The sequence below is a fragment of the Shewanella sp. M-Br genome, assembly GCF_036245925.1.
Taxonomy (GTDB): domain Bacteria; phylum Pseudomonadota; class Gammaproteobacteria; order Enterobacterales; family Shewanellaceae; genus Shewanella; species Shewanella oncorhynchi.
Window position 1 is genome coordinate 153,448 of sequence record NZ_BJBV01000008.1, and the last position, 18,212, is coordinate 171,659.

The window sequence follows — 18,212 nt, forward strand, 5'->3', positions numbered from 1 at the left end:
GCGCACCTTTTACTCGCAAAGCTACAAACGGAAAAATAAGACATAGGACAGGCGTCCTCAGCCGAAGCAACCCAATTGAATTAAATCTTCAACCTAATCCGGTTTAAACACGCCGATCACTGCCCCGGTGGCTTTTTCTGTCACCTTTTCATCGGTTTGCTGTTCACGGTAATCACACTCTGTGCATTCAACGGTTTCGATGCCGTTTTGTTTGTAGAGTAAAATGCTGTCTTTGGCGCTGCATTTTGGGCACTTAGCACCGGCTACGAAACGCTTTTTGATTTTAGTGTTTGTCATAATAGATAAAGGACCAGATAGCAGGGCCAAGGGACTCGGCCGAAGAAATTGCCGCTATTTTGCCACACTGATGATTGAATGCCAGTGTTACCTGAAAGTATGAGGCCTTAGGTCGATGTGATGCGATTCGCTAAAGATCATCCTGAAAAGTCGAATAATTGTCCGAGTTATCGGGTCAGGCTGTGGTTTGATACGGGGTTGTACGCTATTATCTGTGCCCTGACGAATTTACGTTCTAACCAAGTTGTAGTTAATGATCAGCATCAACCAAGCGCAATTAATCCGTGGTAGCAAAACCCTGCTAGATGAGACCTCTCTCACGATTTATCCCGGCCATAAGGTCGGTTTAGTCGGTGCTAACGGCACAGGCAAATCCTCACTGCTCGCATTAATTTTAGGTCACTTAAGCCTAGATAAAGGTGAATTTAGTCTGCCTTCTGGCTGGCAAATTGCCACTGTGGCCCAAGAAACCCCTGCGCTCGACGTCTCGGCACTGGAATATGTGATCGATGGCGATAGCGAATATCGTCAATTAGAAGCCCTATTACACAAGGCCCAAGAAGATAACGACGGCAATGCCATCGCACTCTTACACGGCAAAATCGACGCTATCGGTGGTTATGCGATTCATTCGCGCGCGGGTTCATTGTTAGCGGGTCTGGGCTTTAGTGAAGCTGAGCAAAGCAATCCAGTGAAAAGCTTTTCGGGTGGTTGGCGTATGCGCCTCAACTTAGCCCAAGCGCTACTGTGCCGCTCTGACTTATTACTCCTCGACGAACCGACCAACCACTTGGATTTGGATACCATGTACTGGCTCGAAGGTTGGATTAAGTCCTATCAAGGCACGCTGATTTTAATCAGCCATGATAGGGACTTTATCGATGAAATCGTTGATGAAATCGTCCACGTTGAAAATCAAAAACTCAATTTCTACAAAGGCAATTACAGTGCCTTTGAGCGCATTCGTGCCGAACGTATGTCGCAGCAACAGGTTGCCTTCGAACGCCAACAAAAAGAACGTGCACACATGCAGTCCTTCGTTGACCGTTTCCGTTACAAAGCAAGTAAAGCCAAACAAGCGCAGAGCCGCTTAAAGGCGCTAGAGCGCATGACTGAGTTGTTGCCGTCTCAAGCCGATAGCCCCTTTTATATGGAGTTTCGTGCTCCAGAAGCCCTACCCAATCCACTGATTAAGATGGAGCAAGTCGCTATCGGTTATAGCGATAAGCCAATCCTGAGCAAGGTGCATTTAAACTTAGTGCCGGGTGCCCGCATTGGTTTACTCGGCCGTAACGGCGCAGGTAAATCGACATTAATCAAGCTGTTATCGGGTCAATTATCGCCAATGACAGGTTTGTATGAACCTAATCCTGGCGTCAATATCGGTTACTTTGCCCAGCATCAAATTGAATTTTTGCGCCTCGACGATACGCCGATGCAGCATTTAGTGCGTCTGGCTCCTAATGCCAGAGAGCAAGAGCTACGCAACTTCTTAGGTGGTTTTGGTTTTAACGGCGATATGGCGCTCTCACCTGTACGACCCTTTTCCGGCGGCGAGAAAGCCCGTTTAGTGTTGGCGCTATTAGTTTGGCAACGCCCTAACCTATTGCTGCTCGATGAACCCACCAACCATTTAGACTTAGAGATGCGCCACGCCCTGACAATGGCATTGCAAACCTTTGAAGGCGCTATGGTTATCGTATCGCACGACCGTCATTTACTGCGTTTAACCTGTAGTGATTATTATCTGGTCGATCAAGGTGAAGTGCGCGCTTTTGATGGTGACTTAGACGATTATCACCAATGGTTGCTCGATGCGGCGAAAGCCAACTCGAATCAAAACAGCACCAGCGACGAGATCAAACCTGCCGCCGATAAAAAACAGCAAAAACGCCTCGAGGCCGAGATCCGCCAAAAGGTATCGCCGCTCAAGCGCAAACAAACTAAGTTAGAAACCGAGCAACAAAAGCTGAGCGAACGCCTCGCCGAGCTTGAACACTTGCTCGCCGATAGCGAATTGTATGATCAAGATAACAAAGCCAAGCTAACCTCGGTACTAACCGAACGAACGAGCTTGACGCAAACCTTAGAAGACAGTGAAATGCAATGGCTCGAGTTGCAAGAAGAGATAGATGCAATGGAGCAAGAGGTCATGGAGCAACAATAACTCCAGCGTTCTTTTACATAAAAGTCAGTAGCAGCAATACAAGGAAATAGTATGGCGGTTTTAACTCAGTTCGACAGTCAACTCTGGCAATGGTGTGATATGAGCTATGCGCAAAACAAAGCGCTCTGTCTCGAATTGCAAAATAGCTGTCAGGTGAACGTCAATCTACTGCTACTGGCGCAATATTTAGATATCACTATGGATGTGTCTGGGCCGCAGCAATACAGCACAGACCAATGGCAAACGCTGATGAATGCCGTAGGTGAATGGGATGAAAGATTCCTCATGCCCTACCGCAAATTACGCAAACTCGCTAAGTCCAGCCTGAATGAACAAGAGTATCAGCAGATGCTCGCCGTTGAGCTGATGATGGAACGTAAAGCGCAGCGAACCATCTTGAATAAACTCAATGAACTCAGCCCAAGCGGCCAAGCAACGAATCTGGTGAGCTACTTAAGCCTGTTTGGACTCAGTGACATTGACGCCAACGAAATCGGCCTCATCGCGCCCTGATCTAATCCAAACAAATCACGTTAAATCAAGCACAGCTAAGTTAGATCGAGTTCAATCAAATTAACACTATGATCATCTGAGCCGCTAACAGCTGCGTGCTTGTGGATAGCGTTGACAGTTATCCTCAATCACCAACCAATTCAACTGACTCTCAGTATAAATATGGTACCTAGGCTGAACTTGGTTAGCGTCGTCCAGACTCGCTATGCTCAAGGTCGAGTAATCGGGATATTGAATATGTCGGTAGGTTAACGATGTACCGCATTGGTCACAAAATCCACGGCGAATAAACTCAGACGATGCGAACTCTGTCACCTGACCTTTAAGCCAAATCACTTGGCTGAGTTTAAAATCCATCCAAGCCCCAAATGCAGAGCCCGTGCTTTTTTGGCACGAACGGCAGTGGCAATAATCCGCATCAAAGGGTTCACCTTCAACCTGATAACGAATCGCCCCGCATAAGCAACCACCTTCCCGTAATGTGTTTTCAGACATTCACACCCCATCAAGCTTTATCAAGCTAAGCTGCATTTTGATAAGATAACATCAGGCTTTACCGTCAGTGAGCTTCTGTGCGAGTGCGGTGGCATTACGTGCCGTGATGCCATAAATCGACAGCTGCGGGTTAGCGCCAAGGCTGGTCGGGAAGATAGAGCCATCCATTACAGATAAATTTTCTAAATAGTGCGACTGACCATAACTGTTGACCATAGAAAGCTTTTCATCTTCGCCGAAGGGACAACCGCCCATCACATGGGCCGATGCGACGATAGTGCGCAGTGGCGCGAGTGACATCTGCGCAATGCTCTCTTTGGCGTCTTTCCACGAGGATAAGTAAGGCATGCCATCGCTGATCGGCAACACTTTTAAGGCGCCCGCCGAGAATTGTAACTCCGCCATACTAGCAAAAGCGCGTCTCGCGGCCCGCCAAAAAGCATCGGTCAACGGATAATCTAAAGTAAAGCCCTTATCCGTTAAGTGTACTTCACCGCCTTGACTGTCGGGATGATAGCCATCGCGGATCAAAGCGATAGTTACTTGTAACTGGTTGAACTGTGACATTAACTCTGCATGACTCGTACCATAACCTAGGGTTTTAGAGGCAATTAAAATCGGGTGCACTGGCGGCACTTCGAGTTTATAACCCAGCTCACCATCGGCGCCATTGTTCCATACAAATTCATCGGAATAGATAGATTGCGGCGCACCGCTATGGCCATTGATCGAATCGGCAAATACGCCGCCGGATAACAAAGTAGGATGTAAAAAGGTGCGTTTACCCAAAAGTTGGTGGGGATCGGGCACTTGCGAACGCATCAAAATCGTCGGTGTATGGATAGCACCCGCACTCAAAATATAATGTTTAGCCTTAAATAACAGCTCAACGTCAGTGGGTCGTAAATTCACATCCAGCGCCTGCGCCTTTAACGCAAACACTTGGCCATTATGGTGCTCAATCTTAGTCACTTTAGCTCGACTGATCAGCTGCGCGCCTTTCTCAAGTGCCGCGGGAATCGTGGTGACTAACATAGATTGCTTCGCATTGACCGGACAACCCATGCCGCAATAGCCAGTATTCCAGCAACCCGCCACATTGCGTTTAATCACTGTGTATTCCCAACCAAGATTGATACAACCTTGCTTCAGGGCGGCATTATTGCGATTAGGCTCATAGTTCCATTCATGGATATTGAGCCGCTGCTCCATTTGCTCAAACCAAGGATCTAAACTCTCGCGATTAAGCCCAACAACCGATTTATGTTGCGCCCAAAAGGCTAACGCCTCGGTCGGAGTGCGGATTGAAGTGGTCCAGTTAACAGTGGTTGAGCCACCGACTGCGCGGCCTTGAAAAATGCCAATCGCCTTATCGGCGGTTTTCATCGCCGCAGCTTGTTGATACAAGTTGGGGTAAGCGACTCGCTCTTCCATATTAAAATCGCTGGAGGATTTTAGCGGTCCCGCCTCAATCATGATCACGCTCAGCCCAGCTTGGGTGAGGATTTCAGCCGCCACACCGCCGCCAGCACCTGTGCCGACAATAATCACATCAGCTTCAAACTGCTGGTTTTCTTGCAATTGGCTCGCATCCGTGTGCAACCAACCAGAGTTTAAACCATTCACTATAGGATCTATGATTGCCAACTTGAGTGCTCCACTGTCGCGGGTAAAATGCTTATTATTCGGCGTTTGATTAGGTTAAAAATGGACTCGCTATTTGAACAGTTCAGGCTTGGCATAATGCAGGCGGCTCCAGTGCTCAGGACAAGCGTAGTAACTTGCCATCACTAATTCCCGCAATCCAAGATAAGCCGTTTGTAACAAAGCAAAATAACTGTGGCGCCAGGTTTCTAACATATCAGTTAACTCGGCGGGAGAGCGCATCAATAGCGGCGTCATGCTCGAGGTGAGTACCAGTAAACCAAGACGATTTTCGAGCATATCGAGCAGTTCAAATAACTCGGTTTGCTGCTCATCGGGTAACACAGCAATCGACTGTTTGATGGCATCTAAAGTGCGGTTTTGCGCCGCCAACTTATGGATGGCCACATCAGGCAAGGCGCCGTCGAGCATCACAGGTAAAAGCACGCTAAACAACAAGCGATAATCTTTGCCTTCGCTATCCTCGGGCAAACTAAACTCAGGAGAATAGAGATTAACCCCTAAGGCTAACGCCGCCGTACCGGCAAACGCGCCCATTATAAAGGTTCGTCGCTTCATCTCTATCTCCTAATTATCAACCTAAATGTCGGCCTAAATATCAGCATAAAAAACAATTGTGCTACAATGGCCGCGAGTTTATACCCAAGCGACCTCAAAATACGAATTTCAGCATTTTGAGTTGGTTTGGGTATAAATTAAACACACGTTTTAATTTTCAGCAATAGCCGATACCAAGATAAACATCTATGCCAAATTCCTTTATGCCACCTTGGTGGGCCAAGAGTCCCCATATACAAACGATTTTACCCGTATTCACTAAAGTGGCCAAACCAGCATTACAGCGGCAGCGCTTAGAGTTACCCGATGGCGATTTTATCGATTTAGATTGGCAGGATGTTCCACAGTCTGGCAAACCGATAGTGGTGATCATCCACGGCTTAGAAGGGAGTGCTCAGTCCCATTATGCGCGGCGGATACTGCAAGCCTGTAAGGAACAGCAACTCGCAGCCGTCGTGCATCATCACAGAAGTTGTTCGGGTGAGGCCAATCGCCTCGTGCGCAGTTATCACAGTGGTGACACGGACGATTTACAGTTTAGTCTATCAACACTGAAAAGCGCGTATCCGCAATCGCCCTTATTAGCCGTAGGTTACAGTTTAGGCGGCAATGTGCTGACTAAGTATCAAGGCGAATATCAGGATGATAGTTTATTAGCCCGCGCAGTGGTTGTCTCGGCGCCGCTGCAATTGTCCGCCTGCGCAAAACGTTTAGAAAATGGTTTTTCGAAGGTATATCAAAGCTATTTAATCAAACAGTTGCAGCAAAAAATCAGCCATAAGCTGAACGATCCCGACTTAGCCATCTCTATGCCGCTGAGCCAGTTGCAGGTCGACCGTTTAAATACCTTCTATGATTTTGACGATAAAGTCACAGCGCCATTGCACGGCTTTGACGGCGTCGACGATTACTATACGCGTGCCAGTGGCTTACCCTTTGTCAGCCGCATTACTAAACCGACGCTTATCATACATGCTAAGGACGATCCCTTTATGACCGATGAAGTGATCCCCCAATCAAGTCAATTGTCGGGCTATGTGGAATACGAACTGCATCCCTATGGCGGCCATGTCGGCTTTATTGAAGGCGGTACACCTTGGAAACCGCGCTTCTACCTTGAGAGACGGATTTTACATTTTTTATTAGGCGATCAAAGTGTTGACTCACTTAGCGCAGACCCAATCAACGGCGACAATATCACCCAAGGAAACACCGATGCTCATTCCCTATGAAACCCTGTTACAACTCCCCAAGGAAACGCTCGCCAATGTGATCCGCGAATATCTCTTAGGTCAAGTGGAGGATGGCAGCTTTGCCAGTCTCGATGAACAGGAGCTTGCTCAGGCGATAGTCCAATGTCAACAAGCACTTAAGCAAGGTAAGCTGAAATTAGAGTACAGTGAAGACGATGAATCCTTCGCCATACGTTCAGCGGAACAAATAGCACAGCAGCAAGATTGACCAGTCCTACCTCTGTACCGTATAAATAGTACTCGCGTTTTTATCGCTTACCCATAAGCGGCTCTTTTGGTTCCTAGCTAGGTAGAAAAAATGTCAGCAAAACATCCCATTATTGCAGTTACAGGCTCATCAGGCGCGGGAACCACCACGACTACCACCGCCTTTAGCCATATTTTTCGCCAACTCGGGATCAACGCCGCCTTTGTCGAAGGCGACAGTTTTCATCATTTTACCCGCGCCGAAATGGAAGTCATGATCCGCAAATCCCAAGCTGAAAACCGCAATCTTAGCTATTTTGGCCCAGAGGCTAATAACTTTGCTCGTTTAGAGCAATGTTTTCGCGATTACAGCACCACAGGCCAAGGTGAGACCCGCAGCTATTTACACACCTTCGATGAGGCAGTGCCTTTTAACCAGATGCCTGGCACTTTTACCCAATGGCGACCACTGCCTGAAAATACCGATATGCTCTACTACGAAGGCTTACATGGCGGCGTAGTTACTGGTGATGCCAATGTCGCCCAGCATGTAGACTTGCTGATCGGCATGGTGCCCATAGTCAACTTAGAGTGGATCCAAAAAATTATCCGCGATACTTCGGAGCGTGGCCACAGCCGTGAAAAAGTCATGGGATCAATTGTGCGCAGTATGGACGACTACATTAAGCACATGACGCCACAGTTCTCCCGCACTCACATTAACTTTCAGCGAGTACCGACGGTCGATACTTCTAACCCATTTAGTGCCAAAGATATTCCGAGCTTAGACGAGAGCTTTGTGGTGATCCGCTTCCGCGGTATCAATAATGTCGACTTCCCCTATTACCTCAATATGATCCAAGGTTCATTTATGTCACGGGTCAACACACTCGTCGTCCCCGGCGGCAAAATGTCGCTGGCGATGGAGCTGATCCTCACACCTTTGATTAAAGATTTGATGGAAAAACGTCAGCAACTTAATACCCCAGAAGCGAACTGAAACCTTGAGGATTTGTGGGCAAGTTTGACTAAAGGCTAAGGAAATAAAGTCTTTTTTTGCAATGGATTAAGTTTTATTTAAGCCACTCGCGCTAATCTTATCGGCATCGGGATTTCAGGCGAAAGAACGATAGTTGGCATACTCTTGGGAGTTAATTCCCCCATCTTGATCTGTTGATTTCCTTGAGTATGTCAGCAACCTTTTTAACGAAACTATATAAGTTAATTCCGCATCCATGCTTGATCTGTTGATTTCCTTGAGTATGTCAGCAACCTTTTAACGTAACTTTAAGTCTTCAGAGTTAATTCCACATCCATACTTGATCTGTTGATTTCCTTGAGTATGTCAGCAACCTTTTATGAAGAATGAATTCCACATCTATGCTTGATCTGTTGATTCCCTCGAATATGTCAGCAACCTTTTTAACGAAACTATATAAGTTAATTCCGCACCCATGCTTGATCTGTCGATTTCCTTGAGTATGCCAGCAACCTCTCAGAAAATAGGTTCTAGACTTTAGATTCTAGGAAAACAGAACGTTCGTAAACTCACTCACAGAACGCTGCGCTCACCGTAAGAGCAAAGCCTGTTGCATAAATCGTGAATCAAAAAGTGACGTTCTGTAGCAGTTTGCTGCGTGCCGTTATCCGTAGCTGCAACGCGGCGTTCTAGCAGCAGCGTTTTTTACTGCGCCCTAACAGGCCAAAGACCGCCCTAGATTTTTATACATCACCATGCACTCTAAGACTATGCCTCTGGGCGAACAGTAAATAGATTCCTCCTCTAAACCTTCACCACCAAAACCACAGTGGCGATAGAAATCCACCGCATTTAAAGTTGATTCTAATCTGAGCTGGGCAATCCCCTGATTAAAAGCCATAGTTTCAATAAATTGTAGCAATACCTTGCCGACACCTAACCCCATAGCATCGGGTGAAACAAACAAGGCTTCTAACTGAGCATAGGGTTCATCCAACATGGCAGTGCCGACCACAGTCTTAAGCTGCGACTCGTCAGAGGACAACTCTGCCACATAAAAATGTGCATCGACGATACGGCTAAATTGCTCGGTCAGTTCGCCCTCGGTCCAAATCACCAGATCGCCCGCATCATAAAATCCGGCGCAACCTTTATTGATGGCCGCATTGCGGATATCCCAGCAGGCCTGAGCATCCACTTTCGTTGCTTTTCGTATAGTTATCATCATGTTTTCCAATTAAAAATGCTCAGCCATAACATGCCATGAAGCCGCTAAAACGCCAAGTAAACGAGTGTTCTAATCTTTCAGCCAATAAAAAACCGCCCATAGGCGGTTTTAATCAAAGCTACAGAACCTTAATGGATCTTTAGCTAACATATCTGACTTAGTCTTAGCGCTAGGCTTAGCCCTTAACCAATTCACTAGCTAGGCTTAGCCTTTAATCAATTCACTAATAGTCAATACGCCGTGGGTCGTTGCACCCGCGCTCCACATGGCAGAAGCTGAATCTTCAAAAGCGCCAGCTAAATCCACGTGTAACCATTTAGCTTCGGGTGACACGAAACGCCATAAGAAACCAGCGGCATTAGAAGCACCACCTGCACCGCCGCCTTTCATTGCGCGGCTGTTTGCGGTGTCAGCATAGGCAGATGGACACATTTCTTTGTGCCAAGGATCCAGCGGCAGCGGCCATACGCGCTCGGCAACGCTAGTGGCTTTTTGCTGGGCCAGTTGCAACACATCCGCCTGTGGCGAGAAAATCGCGTTGTAGTTAGAACCCACCGCCATCACAGCGGCGCCTGTAAGGGTCGCTGCATCGATAATAAAAGGTGCGCCTGTAGCAGATGCAGCTTGTAGGCCATCGGCCAACACTAAGCGCCCTTCCGCATCTGTGTTCACCACTTCAACTGTTACACCATTTTTGTAGGTCAGAATATCACCTAACTTATAGGCGCGACCGCTGATCAAGTTTTCAGCACAACATAAAAAGAGTTTAACGCGTTTGTTGAGGCCAGACTTGATCGCTAAACCAAGTGCTGCAGTCACAGTCGCCGCGCCGCCCATATCGCATTTCATGCCTAACATGCCTTCAGAAGCTTTGATGCTGTAGCCGCCAGAATCAAAGGTTATCCCTTTACCCACAAGCGCCACAGACACAGGTGCATCGGCGGCTAATGGGTTGAAGTCTAACTCTAACATTGCCGGTGGACGCTCACTGCCGCGACCGACGGCATGGATACCAATCCACTGTTCTTCAAGCAGCGCTTCACCTTCGATAATCCGATAACTCACCTTGTCGCCACCAACCTCAGCCAACCATTTTGCTGCTTGTTGGGCGAGTTTCACTGGCGACAGGTTCTCAGGCGTATCGTTGATCAGTTGACGGGCAAAAGTCGCCACATCGAGTCGACGTTGCAATTCTGCTTGCACAGACTCATCACCACACCAATAAATTTGATAGCCTGGTTTTGCCGTCGCGAAACCTTGGGCAAACACCCATTGGCTATTGAGGTCCCAAAACTGCCCAGCTAATTCCACACAGCTAATACCTTGATTGCGCAGTTTACGGGCCGCCATTTGAATTTGACGCAGCTCATCGCCACCTGCTAAATGAATTTGCGCACCGTCGGCAGTATAAGTTACATCAGCCTTGCCCCAGTGCGCGGCGGGTGCCTCTTTGGTTAATTGCACTTTCATCAATTCAGTTACTTTTAGTTCACTCATTAGGGATCCTTATTTTTCGATTCGTTTTAGAATAATCAATCAGAACAATCAATCAGCAATCAGAACAAACTTTATGGCGGCAGTTTACTGCTAGCAGACGATGACGCAAAGCGATTGGCTGAAGTTACTCAGGTAAAATCTGTAAACATTTGCGAAATTTGCTAGGCTTTGCGACCTAGAACAGCCGAGATAGGTCTACCGATGGAATTTACTCCGCCACTACAACAGGGCATTTTACTGCGCCGCTATAAACGTTTTCTGGCCGATGTGCAGTTAAGCGACGGCAGTGAGATCACCCTACATTGCCCCAATACCGGCTCTATGCGTAATTGCCTGTATCCCGGTGAAACCGTATGGTTTTCTACCTCTGATAACCCTAAACGTAAATATGCCCATACGTGGGAACTGATGACCACGCCAGATGCAGGCTTAATCGGTATCCACTCGGGTCAGGCGAACACCTTAGCCGAAGAAGCCATCAATAAAGGTATCATCAAGGAACTCACGGGTTATGATAGCCTCAGCCGTGAAGTCAAATACGGTGATGAAAATAGTCGCATCGATATCCTACTACAGGGTGCTCAAAAACCCGCCTGTTATATAGAAGTCAAAAGTTGTACTTTGCTCGAAGATGGCCAAGGTTATTTTCCCGATGCTGTAAGCCTACGCGGTCAAAAACATTTACGTGAATTGATGCACATGGTGAGCCAAGGCCATAGAGCCGTATTGCTATTTGTGGTGCAGCATAGTGAAATATTCAGTGTTGCCCCCGCAGCACATATCGACCCTGAATATGCTAAGTTACTGAAAATGGCTGTATTATCCGGCGTTGAAGTGCTAGCCTATCGCTGTAAAATCTCCCCTACAGAGATTCACCTAGCCCAAGCCTGCGATGTACGAGTATGATGTTAAGGCTGAGTTAAATTTGATTTCATTTGAATTAGCGAACATAGTCAAAAAATTCAATCAAAGCAGAATGAAAAGTTTGCCTCGATGTGAAGATTCTGCTATAGATAGCGGCCGTTCTTAAGGACGCCCTACAAACGCAAATGATTACAGGAGATGCGTTATGCCTGAAGGCACCAAAAAACTTGGCGTACTCGCTATCGCAGGTGTAAATCCTTACCAGGAAAAGCCGGGTGAGGAGTATATGAACGCTAAGCAACTGGGTCACTTCAAGACAATTCTTGAAGCTTGGCGCAATCAGTTGCGTGAAGAGGTCGACCGTACTCTTAGCCACATGCAGGACGAAGCCGCAAACTTTCCCGATCCTGTTGACCGTGCAGCACAAGAAGAAGAGTTCAGCCTCGAACTTCGTGCTCGCGATAGAGAACGTAAGCTGATCAAAAAAATCGAAAAAACACTGCAAAAAATTGAAGAAGACGATTTCGGCTTCTGTGATTCTTGCGGTATCGAAATCGGCATCCGCCGTCTCGAAGCGCGTCCAACAGCCGATCAATGCATCGACTGTAAAACGCTTGCAGAGATCAAAGAGAAACAAATGGCTGGTTAATCAATCATACTGGGCGGGGATTTCCCCGCCTATTTGTTTCTAGCAACTCGTAAACTCGACGAGCTTACGCCAAGCTCACTCCAATTTACCCCGATTCGCTTTTCTCTTAGCATCCCTCTAAAATACATCCACTTTTACCGTCGCGACTTTAAAACGCCATCTAGTTGTTATGTCAAAGCCATTACATTCCGATTTATCCAGCCAGCCCTATGTCGGCCGCTTTGCGCCTTCGCCTTCGGGTGCCTTGCACTTTGGCTCGCTTATCGCCGCCCTTGGCAGCTATCTGCGCGCCCGCTCGCTAAAGGGTAAATGGCTAATTCGCATCGAAGATATAGACCCACCGCGGGAAGTCAAAGGCGCCGCCGATGATATCTTACGCACCTTAGAAGCCTATGGATTTGAGTGGGATGATATGCCTCTGTATCAAAGCCAGCGCACAGCGGCTTATCAATCGCAAATTGACTTGCTGCTCGCCCAAGATAAAGCCTATTTCTGCCAATGTAGTCGCAAGCAAATTCAAGCCATGGGCGGCGTCTACGATGGCCGCTGCCACCGATTGCCACAAACCCAGTCTGCAAATCTTGTTAGGTCGGGTGCGGTGCGAATCGTCAACACGGCGCAAGTGCAAGAATTTGATGACAATCTAATGGGCCATATTTGCGTAGATAGCCATTTTGCCGCAGAGGATTTCATCATCAAACGCAGTGATGGTCTGTACGCCTATCAACTGGCCGTGGTACTCGACGATGCTTATCAAGGGGTCACCGAAGTGGTTCGAGGCTGCGACTTAATCGAGGCCAGTTGTCGCCAACTGAGTTTGTATCAAAGCTTTGGTTTAGCCGCACCGCAATGGCTGCACTTGCCACTCGCCTGCATAAGTAAAGGCTTTAAGCTCTCAAAACAGAATCATGCACAGGCAATTGATACACTTAATCCACAGGCGAGCCTCAATGCGGCACTGGCATTTTTAGGCCAAACACCCGTCGAAACCCGCGGCTCTGTGGCGCAAATGCTCGCTCAAGCCGTGGATCAGTTTCAATTATCCACTATACCGCAACAATCTGAGATACTGATCGAGCCCTGATATACTCATTAGGCCGCATTTGGTATATGATAGCCGCCAGATTTTTAATCAAATAACAGATCATATTTCGAGGTGTCCCATTTTTCGCCGTATCAGCCAATTCTGCAAACAGCTATTTGAAGACGCGCCTAAAACGACCGCTCCGACTCCAGCTCAGATTGAACCAACAACACCTGAACAAAGTTCCGGTGCTTTGAGTTTAGAGTTAGTACCAAGAGATGCCCATACCATCTCGCGCAAACAAATCAGCGAGAATGCCCTTAAGGTATTATACAGACTGAATAAATCTGGCTTTAAAGCCTATTTAGTCGGCGGCGGTGTACGCGATTTACTCTTAGGGATTGAACCGAAAGATTTCGACATAGTGACCAATGCAACACCAGAAGAAATCAAAAAATTATTCCGTAATTGCCGTGTTGTCGGTCGCCGTTTCCGCTTAGCGCACATTGTTTTCGGCCGCGATGTGATTGAAGTCGCCACCTTTCGTGGTCACCACGGCGAAAGTAATGAGAAAGTCTCTAAAGCCAATGCCGAAGGGCGTTTGCTGCGCGATAACGTCTATGGCGAAATCGATGAAGATGCCGAGCGCCGCGACTTTACCGTCAATGCCCTCTATTACGATATCAGCGATTACTCGATTCGCAGCTATGGCGGCGGTATGGCCGATCTCAAAGCTGGCACACTAAGATTAATCGGCGATCCTGAAACCCGTTACCGTGAAGATCCGGTGCGTATGTTAAGGGCGGTGCGTTTCGCCACTAAACTCAACATGGGTATCGAAACCGTCACAGCCGCACCGATTAAACAATTAGCGCCGCTGCTCAAAGATATTCCAGCAGCACGCATGTACGAAGAAGTGTTAAAACTCTTCTTTGCAGGCAAAGCCTTAGCCAACTTCGAATTAATGCAAGAATACAAGTTATTCGCGCCGCTGTTTCCGCAAGTGGCCGCTCTGCTAAAAGATGATCCTAAAGGTACGACCATGAAAATGGTGCAAGCCATCATGAAGAGCACAGATCAAAGAGTTAACGAAGATAAGCCGGTCACACCTTCATTCTTCTATGCTGCGCTTCTCTGGTATCCACTGCGTCAACGCGCCGAGGATATCGCGGTTGAAAGTGGCCTGACGTTATATGATGCCTTCTTTGCCGCCATGGGCGATGTGATGGAGCAGCAATGCCAAACCATTAGTATTCCACGCCGTTTTAGTACGCCAGCAAAAGACATTTGGCAGTTACAGTTACGCTTTGATCGTAGCCAAGGCACCCGCGCCTTTAAACTAATGGAACACCCTAAGTTTAGAGCAGCATACGATTTACTCTTACTCAGGGGCGAAGTCGAAGCGGGTAATGTCGCTAAAAGTGCCGCTTGGTGGCAACAATTTGTCGAAGCCGATGAAACAGAACGTTTAGCCATAGCGCGTAGCGGCAGTAAATCGCCAAACCGCAACCGTAATGCCACCCAACGTCGTCGCCGTCCTCGTGCACCAAATGCCGATGGTTCAGCGCCGACGAGCGCACCTAAAGCGAGTGGCACACCTAAAGTTAAAACGGCTGAATAATGCCCCGCGTCTACGTCGCATTAGGCGCGAATCTCGACGATCCCAAGGCGCAATTGGACAATGCCGTGACGGCATTGTCCGCCTTAGCCTTAGGCAATAGTCTCGTCGTTTCTCCCTATTACCATTCGACGCCCATGGGCGATGTCGTGCAACCCGATTATGTAAATGCGGTGGCGAGTTTCGATACTGATCTTGCGCCATTAGCTTTACTCGATGCACTGCAGCATATTGAAAACACCCAAGGTCGAGTCCGCCTAGAGCGTTGGGGGCCTAGAACCTTAGATCTCGATTTACTCTTGTATGGTAATGAGAACATTGACATTCCTAGACTCAAAGTGCCCCACTACGGCATGAAAACGCGCAGCTTTGTGCTCGTGCCTTTAGCCGCAATTGCACCGGATCTGATTCTGCCGTGCAACACTGCCATCGACAGTCTTATCGATACAAAAATGTTGGCCGAGTTACAACAACTGGGCATTGATCATTGAAGTCCGTCCTCAGTTAGCTTATAACACCACTTCTATTTGGTTTGAAGATCATCCATATGTCTAAAATTACTAGCTCAACCCTGTTGAAATACAAACAGGAAGGTAGAAAATTCACGGCACTGACAGCCTATGATGCCAGTTTTGCCAGCGCGTTCGATAGCGAAGGTGTCGATGTGCTGCTGGTCGGCGATTCTTTGGGAATGGTTCTCCAAGGCCATGACGATACCCTGCCCGTCACTACTGCAGAAATCGCTTACCATACTCGCTGTGTTCGTCGCGGTATAGAACGTGCCCTGCTGATCGCCGATATGCCCTTTATGAGTTACGCCACGCCAGAACAAGCTATGGTCAACGCCACTGAGTTAATGCAAGCTGGCGCGAACATGGTCAAAGTCGAAGGCGGACACTGGTTACTCGAAACCGTCACTAAGCTCACCGAACGCGGTATTCCTGTATGTGCCCACTTAGGCTTAACGCCTCAGTCGGTTCATGTGTTTGGTGGTTTTAAAGTGCAAGGCCGCGATGCCGAAAATGCCCAGCGCATCCTCGACGAAGCTAAGGCTTTAGAAGCCGCGGGGGCTCAACTACTCGTAGTGGAATGTATCCCTGCGCCTCTCGCTGCGGCGATCACTCAAGCCTTAACGATTCCAGTCATTGGAATTGGCGCAGGCGCATCGACTGATGGACAAATCTTGGTGATGCATGATGTGTTAGGTATTTCAAGTGGTTACATTCCACGTTTCTCGAAAAACTACCTAAAACAAACCGGTGAAATTCGTTCTGCGGTACGTGCTTATATCGACGAAGTTGCCCAAGGAACCTTTCCTGGCGAAGAACACACTTTTAACAAATAACAGATTTATGCAAGGTAAGGCTCAATGATCACTAGCGCCCATATTGATGATATTCGCACTCAAGTGCGTGCATGGCGTGCCAAGGGCGAAACTGTCGCCTTTGTGCCGACCATGGGCAATCTCCATCGGGGACACATCACCTTAGTGAAAGAAGCGGCTAAACGTTGTGATCATGTGGTGGTATCGATTTTCGTCAATCCAATGCAGTTTGGCCAGAACGAAGATCTCGATGCCTACCCACGCACACTCGCCGCCGACAGTGAATCCCTCACCGCCGCGGGCGCTGAGTTGCTGTTTACCCCAACGCCAGCCGTGATGTATCCCAAGGGCTTAGCGCAACAAACCTATGTTGAAGTGCCAGGTATTTCAGATCTGCTCTGCGGCGCTAGCCGTCCGGGGCATTTTCGAGGCGTTGCGACTATCGTCTGTAAACTATTCAACATAGTACAGCCCGATGTGGCACTCTTTGGCAATAAAGACTATCAACAGCTATTAGTCATTGAAACTATGGTTGAAGACTTGTCATTACCGATTGAGATTATCGGTGTTGATACCATACGTGAGGACTCAGGTTTAGCCATGAGTTCGCGCAATGGTTATCTCACCGCCGCAGAAAAAGCCGCTGCACCAGCATTAAAACAGGCGATAGATGCTATGGCTGCAGGGATCAAACAAGGTCAGAGTGTTGATGCTGTCACCGAGCAAGCGAAAGTCAGTTTAATTGCGGCTGGCTTTACGCCGGATTATCTGGAAATTCGTCATGCCCACACGCTTGAGAAAGCACAGAGCCAAGACCAAACCTTAGTCATTTTGGCCGCAGCCTATATAGGTAAAGCGCGACTTATCGACAACTTAAGGTTCGATCGCTAATCTCTTAAGCGTTATCAATAAATAAAAAGGAGCACTCGCTCCTTTTTATTTACCCAATGCTCGACCAGAAGCTATTTTCTTCTTTAGAATCAATCCCAGCGCCAAAAATTTGAAGCGTCAAAAAACTGGTTTTATCCCTAAATTTACGCCATAGTATGATGCAGATGTTAATTTAAGGTAAATGATTAGCGGCAGACATTGACGAGTGAATTTGACCTTCTAATGATGCATGGCTAATCCTTTAATTTATTGGGCTTAACAGCCGGTTAAGCCTAATAAAAAACGGTTATAAAGGCATAATAATATAAACGTCATAATCATTATTTATCATGCTTAATCAAACAATTAAATCATAATAGCTATGCAAGTGTACAAAGGATTTGTGGCCTCATGGCAAGACTGATACTCACCCTAATTTGTGTTATTTTGCCCACTGCAATACAGGCAAATACCATTTATAAATGCCGTAAAGATGACAAAATTGTCTTTAGCCAAACCGCTTGTCCGCAGGAATTTAGCCAACATAAAATCGAATACCAGTTAGGGATAACGACTGAAGTAGACTCTGATAAAAGGGACATTCCTGTCGATCCCTTACACACTCTACTGAATAGCCGAACCATTTCTAAAGAAAAATTATTGCAATTACTCGACGGCGAGATATATCGTCTTAAGCAGGAAAATAGCTATTTTGAAATTCTGCGCGCCAGTGAATTGCAGAAATTAGAACGTAAACGTTATTGGCAAAATAAAGAGAAAACCGATCCTGAATACATTAACGAAATGGACGATATCAATACTCGCTTCAATGCGTTAACTGTGAGTAATAACAGTGCGATGCAACAACTGGAAGACCGTAAAAGCCAAATCAGTACCGAAGCATTCCATGAAGAATTAAATAAACCAGAAAAGCACTGATCTCGCATAAAACAGTAGTATTAATCTTTTCTCTACCCCATTAAAGAATTCAATCATAATAATGGTTAATTTTCCGCTCACAGTAA

Annotated in this window: 19 protein-coding genes; 13 read left to right on the forward strand and 6 right to left on the reverse strand. The window is 47.2% G+C overall.

Going from position 1 to position 18,212, the window contains the following annotated elements:
• Positions 1 to 93: 93 nt before the first annotated feature.
• Complete coding sequence (locus tag AAA952_RS08885; RefSeq protein WP_263183047.1) at positions 94 to 297, reverse strand: YheV family putative zinc ribbon protein; 204 nt, start codon at positions 295 to 297, stop codon at positions 94 to 96.
• A gap of 253 nt (positions 298 to 550) precedes the next feature.
• Between AAA952_RS08885 and AAA952_RS08890 the strand changes: the two genes are divergently transcribed.
• Both AAA952_RS08890 and AAA952_RS08895 read left to right on the forward strand, forming a co-directional pair.
• Positions 551 to 2,464 (forward strand): ABC transporter ATP-binding protein, encoded by a 1,914-nt coding sequence (locus AAA952_RS08890; protein WP_219255811.1) that lies wholly within the window; start codon positions 551 to 553, stop codon positions 2,462 to 2,464.
• Positions 2,465 to 2,515: 51 nt separating this feature from the next.
• Positions 2,516 to 2,977: a TIGR02444 family protein gene (locus tag AAA952_RS08895; protein ID WP_113939753.1), complete on the forward strand. Its 462-nt coding sequence runs from the start codon at positions 2,516 to 2,518 to the stop codon at positions 2,975 to 2,977.
• Between the two features lie 84 nt (positions 2,978 to 3,061).
• Here the strand turns inward: AAA952_RS08895 and AAA952_RS08900 are convergent, their stop codons facing one another.
• From AAA952_RS08900 to AAA952_RS08910, 3 genes are all read right to left on the reverse strand, one after another.
• Positions 3,062 to 3,472, reverse strand: a complete 411-nt coding sequence (locus AAA952_RS08900) for a GFA family protein (protein ID WP_338256204.1) — start codon at positions 3,470 to 3,472, stop codon at positions 3,062 to 3,064.
• Between the two features lie 51 nt (positions 3,473 to 3,523).
• A complete protein-coding gene (locus AAA952_RS08905) occupies positions 3,524 to 5,119 on the reverse strand; it encodes a GMC family oxidoreductase (RefSeq protein WP_338256208.1) in 1,596 nt (531 codons plus the stop codon).
• Positions 5,120 to 5,188: 69 nt separating this feature from the next.
• Positions 5,189 to 5,695: a TAT leader-containing periplasmic protein gene (locus AAA952_RS08910; RefSeq protein WP_105251529.1), complete on the reverse strand. Its 507-nt coding sequence runs from the start codon at positions 5,693 to 5,695 to the stop codon at positions 5,189 to 5,191.
• 188 nt (positions 5,696 to 5,883) lie between these two features.
• On the opposite strand from AAA952_RS08910, the gene AAA952_RS08915 reads away from it, so the two are divergent.
• The 3 genes from AAA952_RS08915 to AAA952_RS08925 all read left to right on the forward strand — a co-directional run bounded on the left by AAA952_RS08915 (position 5,884) and on the right by AAA952_RS08925 (position 8,134).
• Complete coding sequence (locus AAA952_RS08915; protein ID WP_338256210.1) at positions 5,884 to 6,927, forward strand: hydrolase; 1,044 nt, start codon at positions 5,884 to 5,886, stop codon at positions 6,925 to 6,927.
• Positions 6,911 to 7,156 carry a YheU family protein gene (locus AAA952_RS08920; protein WP_105251527.1) on the forward strand — a complete coding sequence of 82 codons (246 nt, stop codon included), beginning with the start codon at positions 6,911 to 6,913 and terminating at the stop codon, positions 7,154 to 7,156. The genes AAA952_RS08915 and AAA952_RS08920 overlap by 17 nt, the downstream gene beginning before the upstream one ends.
• 90 nt (positions 7,157 to 7,246) lie before the next feature.
• Entirely contained in the window at positions 7,247 to 8,134 is an 888-nt protein-coding gene (locus AAA952_RS08925; protein ID WP_011847692.1) for a phosphoribulokinase, read from the forward strand.
• Between the two features lie 694 nt (positions 8,135 to 8,828).
• Here AAA952_RS08925 and AAA952_RS08930 read toward each other — a convergent pair.
• Both AAA952_RS08930 and pepB read right to left on the reverse strand, forming a co-directional pair.
• The gene (locus AAA952_RS08930) at positions 8,829 to 9,338 is read right to left on the reverse strand and encodes a GNAT family N-acetyltransferase (RefSeq protein WP_338256216.1); all 510 of its coding nucleotides are present in this window, start codon (positions 9,336 to 9,338) and stop codon (positions 8,829 to 8,831) included.
• Between the two features lie 207 nt (positions 9,339 to 9,545).
• Positions 9,546 to 10,838, reverse strand: a complete 1,293-nt coding sequence (gene pepB, locus AAA952_RS08935; RefSeq protein ID WP_338256217.1) for an aminopeptidase PepB — start codon at positions 10,836 to 10,838, stop codon at positions 9,546 to 9,548.
• 201 nt (positions 10,839 to 11,039) lie between these two features.
• Between pepB and sfsA the strand changes: the two genes are divergently transcribed.
• The 8 genes from sfsA (at position 11,040) to AAA952_RS08975 (ending at position 18,126) form a co-directional block, all read left to right on the forward strand.
• The gene (gene sfsA, locus AAA952_RS08940; protein WP_306684662.1) at positions 11,040 to 11,744 is read left to right on the forward strand and encodes a DNA/RNA nuclease SfsA; all 705 of its coding nucleotides are present in this window, start codon (positions 11,040 to 11,042) and stop codon (positions 11,742 to 11,744) included.
• Between the two features lie 163 nt (positions 11,745 to 11,907).
• A complete protein-coding gene (gene dksA / locus AAA952_RS08945; RefSeq protein ID WP_006082967.1) occupies positions 11,908 to 12,351 on the forward strand; it encodes an RNA polymerase-binding protein DksA in 444 nt (147 codons plus the stop codon).
• Between the two features lie 169 nt (positions 12,352 to 12,520).
• The gene (gene gluQRS / locus AAA952_RS08950) at positions 12,521 to 13,435 is read left to right on the forward strand and encodes a tRNA glutamyl-Q(34) synthetase GluQRS (protein ID WP_338256223.1); all 915 of its coding nucleotides are present in this window, start codon (positions 12,521 to 12,523) and stop codon (positions 13,433 to 13,435) included.
• 19 nt (positions 13,436 to 13,454) lie between these two features.
• On the forward strand, positions 13,455 to 14,996 hold the full coding sequence (locus tag AAA952_RS08955) for a polynucleotide adenylyltransferase PcnB (RefSeq protein WP_173497280.1): 1,542 nt from the start codon (positions 13,455 to 13,457) through the stop codon (positions 14,994 to 14,996).
• A complete protein-coding gene (gene folK, locus AAA952_RS08960; RefSeq protein ID WP_338256225.1) occupies positions 14,996 to 15,484 on the forward strand; it encodes a 2-amino-4-hydroxy-6-hydroxymethyldihydropteridine diphosphokinase in 489 nt (162 codons plus the stop codon). Before AAA952_RS08955 ends, folK begins: the two co-directional genes overlap by 1 nt.
• Before the next feature lie 56 nt (positions 15,485 to 15,540).
• Positions 15,541 to 16,338, forward strand: coding sequence for a 3-methyl-2-oxobutanoate hydroxymethyltransferase (gene panB, locus AAA952_RS08965; RefSeq protein WP_028761774.1), 798 nt, complete (start codon positions 15,541 to 15,543; stop codon positions 16,336 to 16,338).
• Between the two features lie 24 nt (positions 16,339 to 16,362).
• Positions 16,363 to 17,208, forward strand: a complete 846-nt coding sequence (panC, locus tag AAA952_RS08970) for a pantoate--beta-alanine ligase (RefSeq protein WP_338256229.1) — start codon at positions 16,363 to 16,365, stop codon at positions 17,206 to 17,208.
• Between the two features lie 390 nt (positions 17,209 to 17,598).
• The gene (locus AAA952_RS08975; protein ID WP_287481364.1) at positions 17,599 to 18,126 is read left to right on the forward strand and encodes a DUF4124 domain-containing protein; all 528 of its coding nucleotides are present in this window, start codon (positions 17,599 to 17,601) and stop codon (positions 18,124 to 18,126) included.
• Positions 18,127 to 18,212: the final 86 nt, after the last annotated feature.

What these genes read in the sequence shown, in the direction of transcription:
- AAA952_RS08925 (WP_011847692.1), top strand. Translation starts at nt 7,247, where the DNA reads ATGTCAGCAAAACATCCCATTATTGCAGTTACAGGCTCATCAGGCGCG.
- AAA952_RS08885 (WP_263183047.1), bottom strand. Translation starts at nt 297, where the DNA reads ATGACAAACACTAAAATCAAAAAGCGTTTCGTAGCCGGTGCTAAGTGC.
- sfsA (WP_306684662.1), top strand. Translation starts at nt 11,040, where the DNA reads ATGGAATTTACTCCGCCACTACAACAGGGCATTTTACTGCGCCGCTAT.
- pepB (WP_338256217.1), bottom strand. Translation starts at nt 10,838, where the DNA reads ATGAGTGAACTAAAAGTAACTGAATTGATGAAAGTGCAATTAACCAAA.
- panC (WP_338256229.1), top strand. Translation starts at nt 16,363, where the DNA reads ATGATCACTAGCGCCCATATTGATGATATTCGCACTCAAGTGCGTGCA.
- AAA952_RS08930 (WP_338256216.1), bottom strand. Translation starts at nt 9,338, where the DNA reads ATGATAACTATACGAAAAGCAACGAAAGTGGATGCTCAGGCCTGCTGG.
- dksA (WP_006082967.1), top strand. Translation starts at nt 11,908, where the DNA reads ATGCCTGAAGGCACCAAAAAACTTGGCGTACTCGCTATCGCAGGTGTA.
- AAA952_RS08910 (WP_105251529.1), bottom strand. Translation starts at nt 5,695, where the DNA reads ATGAAGCGACGAACCTTTATAATGGGCGCGTTTGCCGGTACGGCGGCG.
- AAA952_RS08895 (WP_113939753.1), top strand. Translation starts at nt 2,516, where the DNA reads ATGGCGGTTTTAACTCAGTTCGACAGTCAACTCTGGCAATGGTGTGAT.
- AAA952_RS08915 (WP_338256210.1), top strand. Translation starts at nt 5,884, where the DNA reads ATGCCAAATTCCTTTATGCCACCTTGGTGGGCCAAGAGTCCCCATATA.
- panB (WP_028761774.1), top strand. Translation starts at nt 15,541, where the DNA reads ATGTCTAAAATTACTAGCTCAACCCTGTTGAAATACAAACAGGAAGGT.
- AAA952_RS08920 (WP_105251527.1), top strand. Translation starts at nt 6,911, where the DNA reads ATGCTCATTCCCTATGAAACCCTGTTACAACTCCCCAAGGAAACGCTC.
- gluQRS (WP_338256223.1), top strand. Translation starts at nt 12,521, where the DNA reads ATGTCAAAGCCATTACATTCCGATTTATCCAGCCAGCCCTATGTCGGC.
- folK (WP_338256225.1), top strand. Translation starts at nt 14,996, where the DNA reads ATGCCCCGCGTCTACGTCGCATTAGGCGCGAATCTCGACGATCCCAAG.
- AAA952_RS08890 (WP_219255811.1), top strand. Translation starts at nt 551, where the DNA reads ATGATCAGCATCAACCAAGCGCAATTAATCCGTGGTAGCAAAACCCTG.
- AAA952_RS08900 (WP_338256204.1), bottom strand. Translation starts at nt 3,472, where the DNA reads ATGTCTGAAAACACATTACGGGAAGGTGGTTGCTTATGCGGGGCGATT.
- AAA952_RS08975 (WP_287481364.1), top strand. Translation starts at nt 17,599, where the DNA reads ATGGCAAGACTGATACTCACCCTAATTTGTGTTATTTTGCCCACTGCA.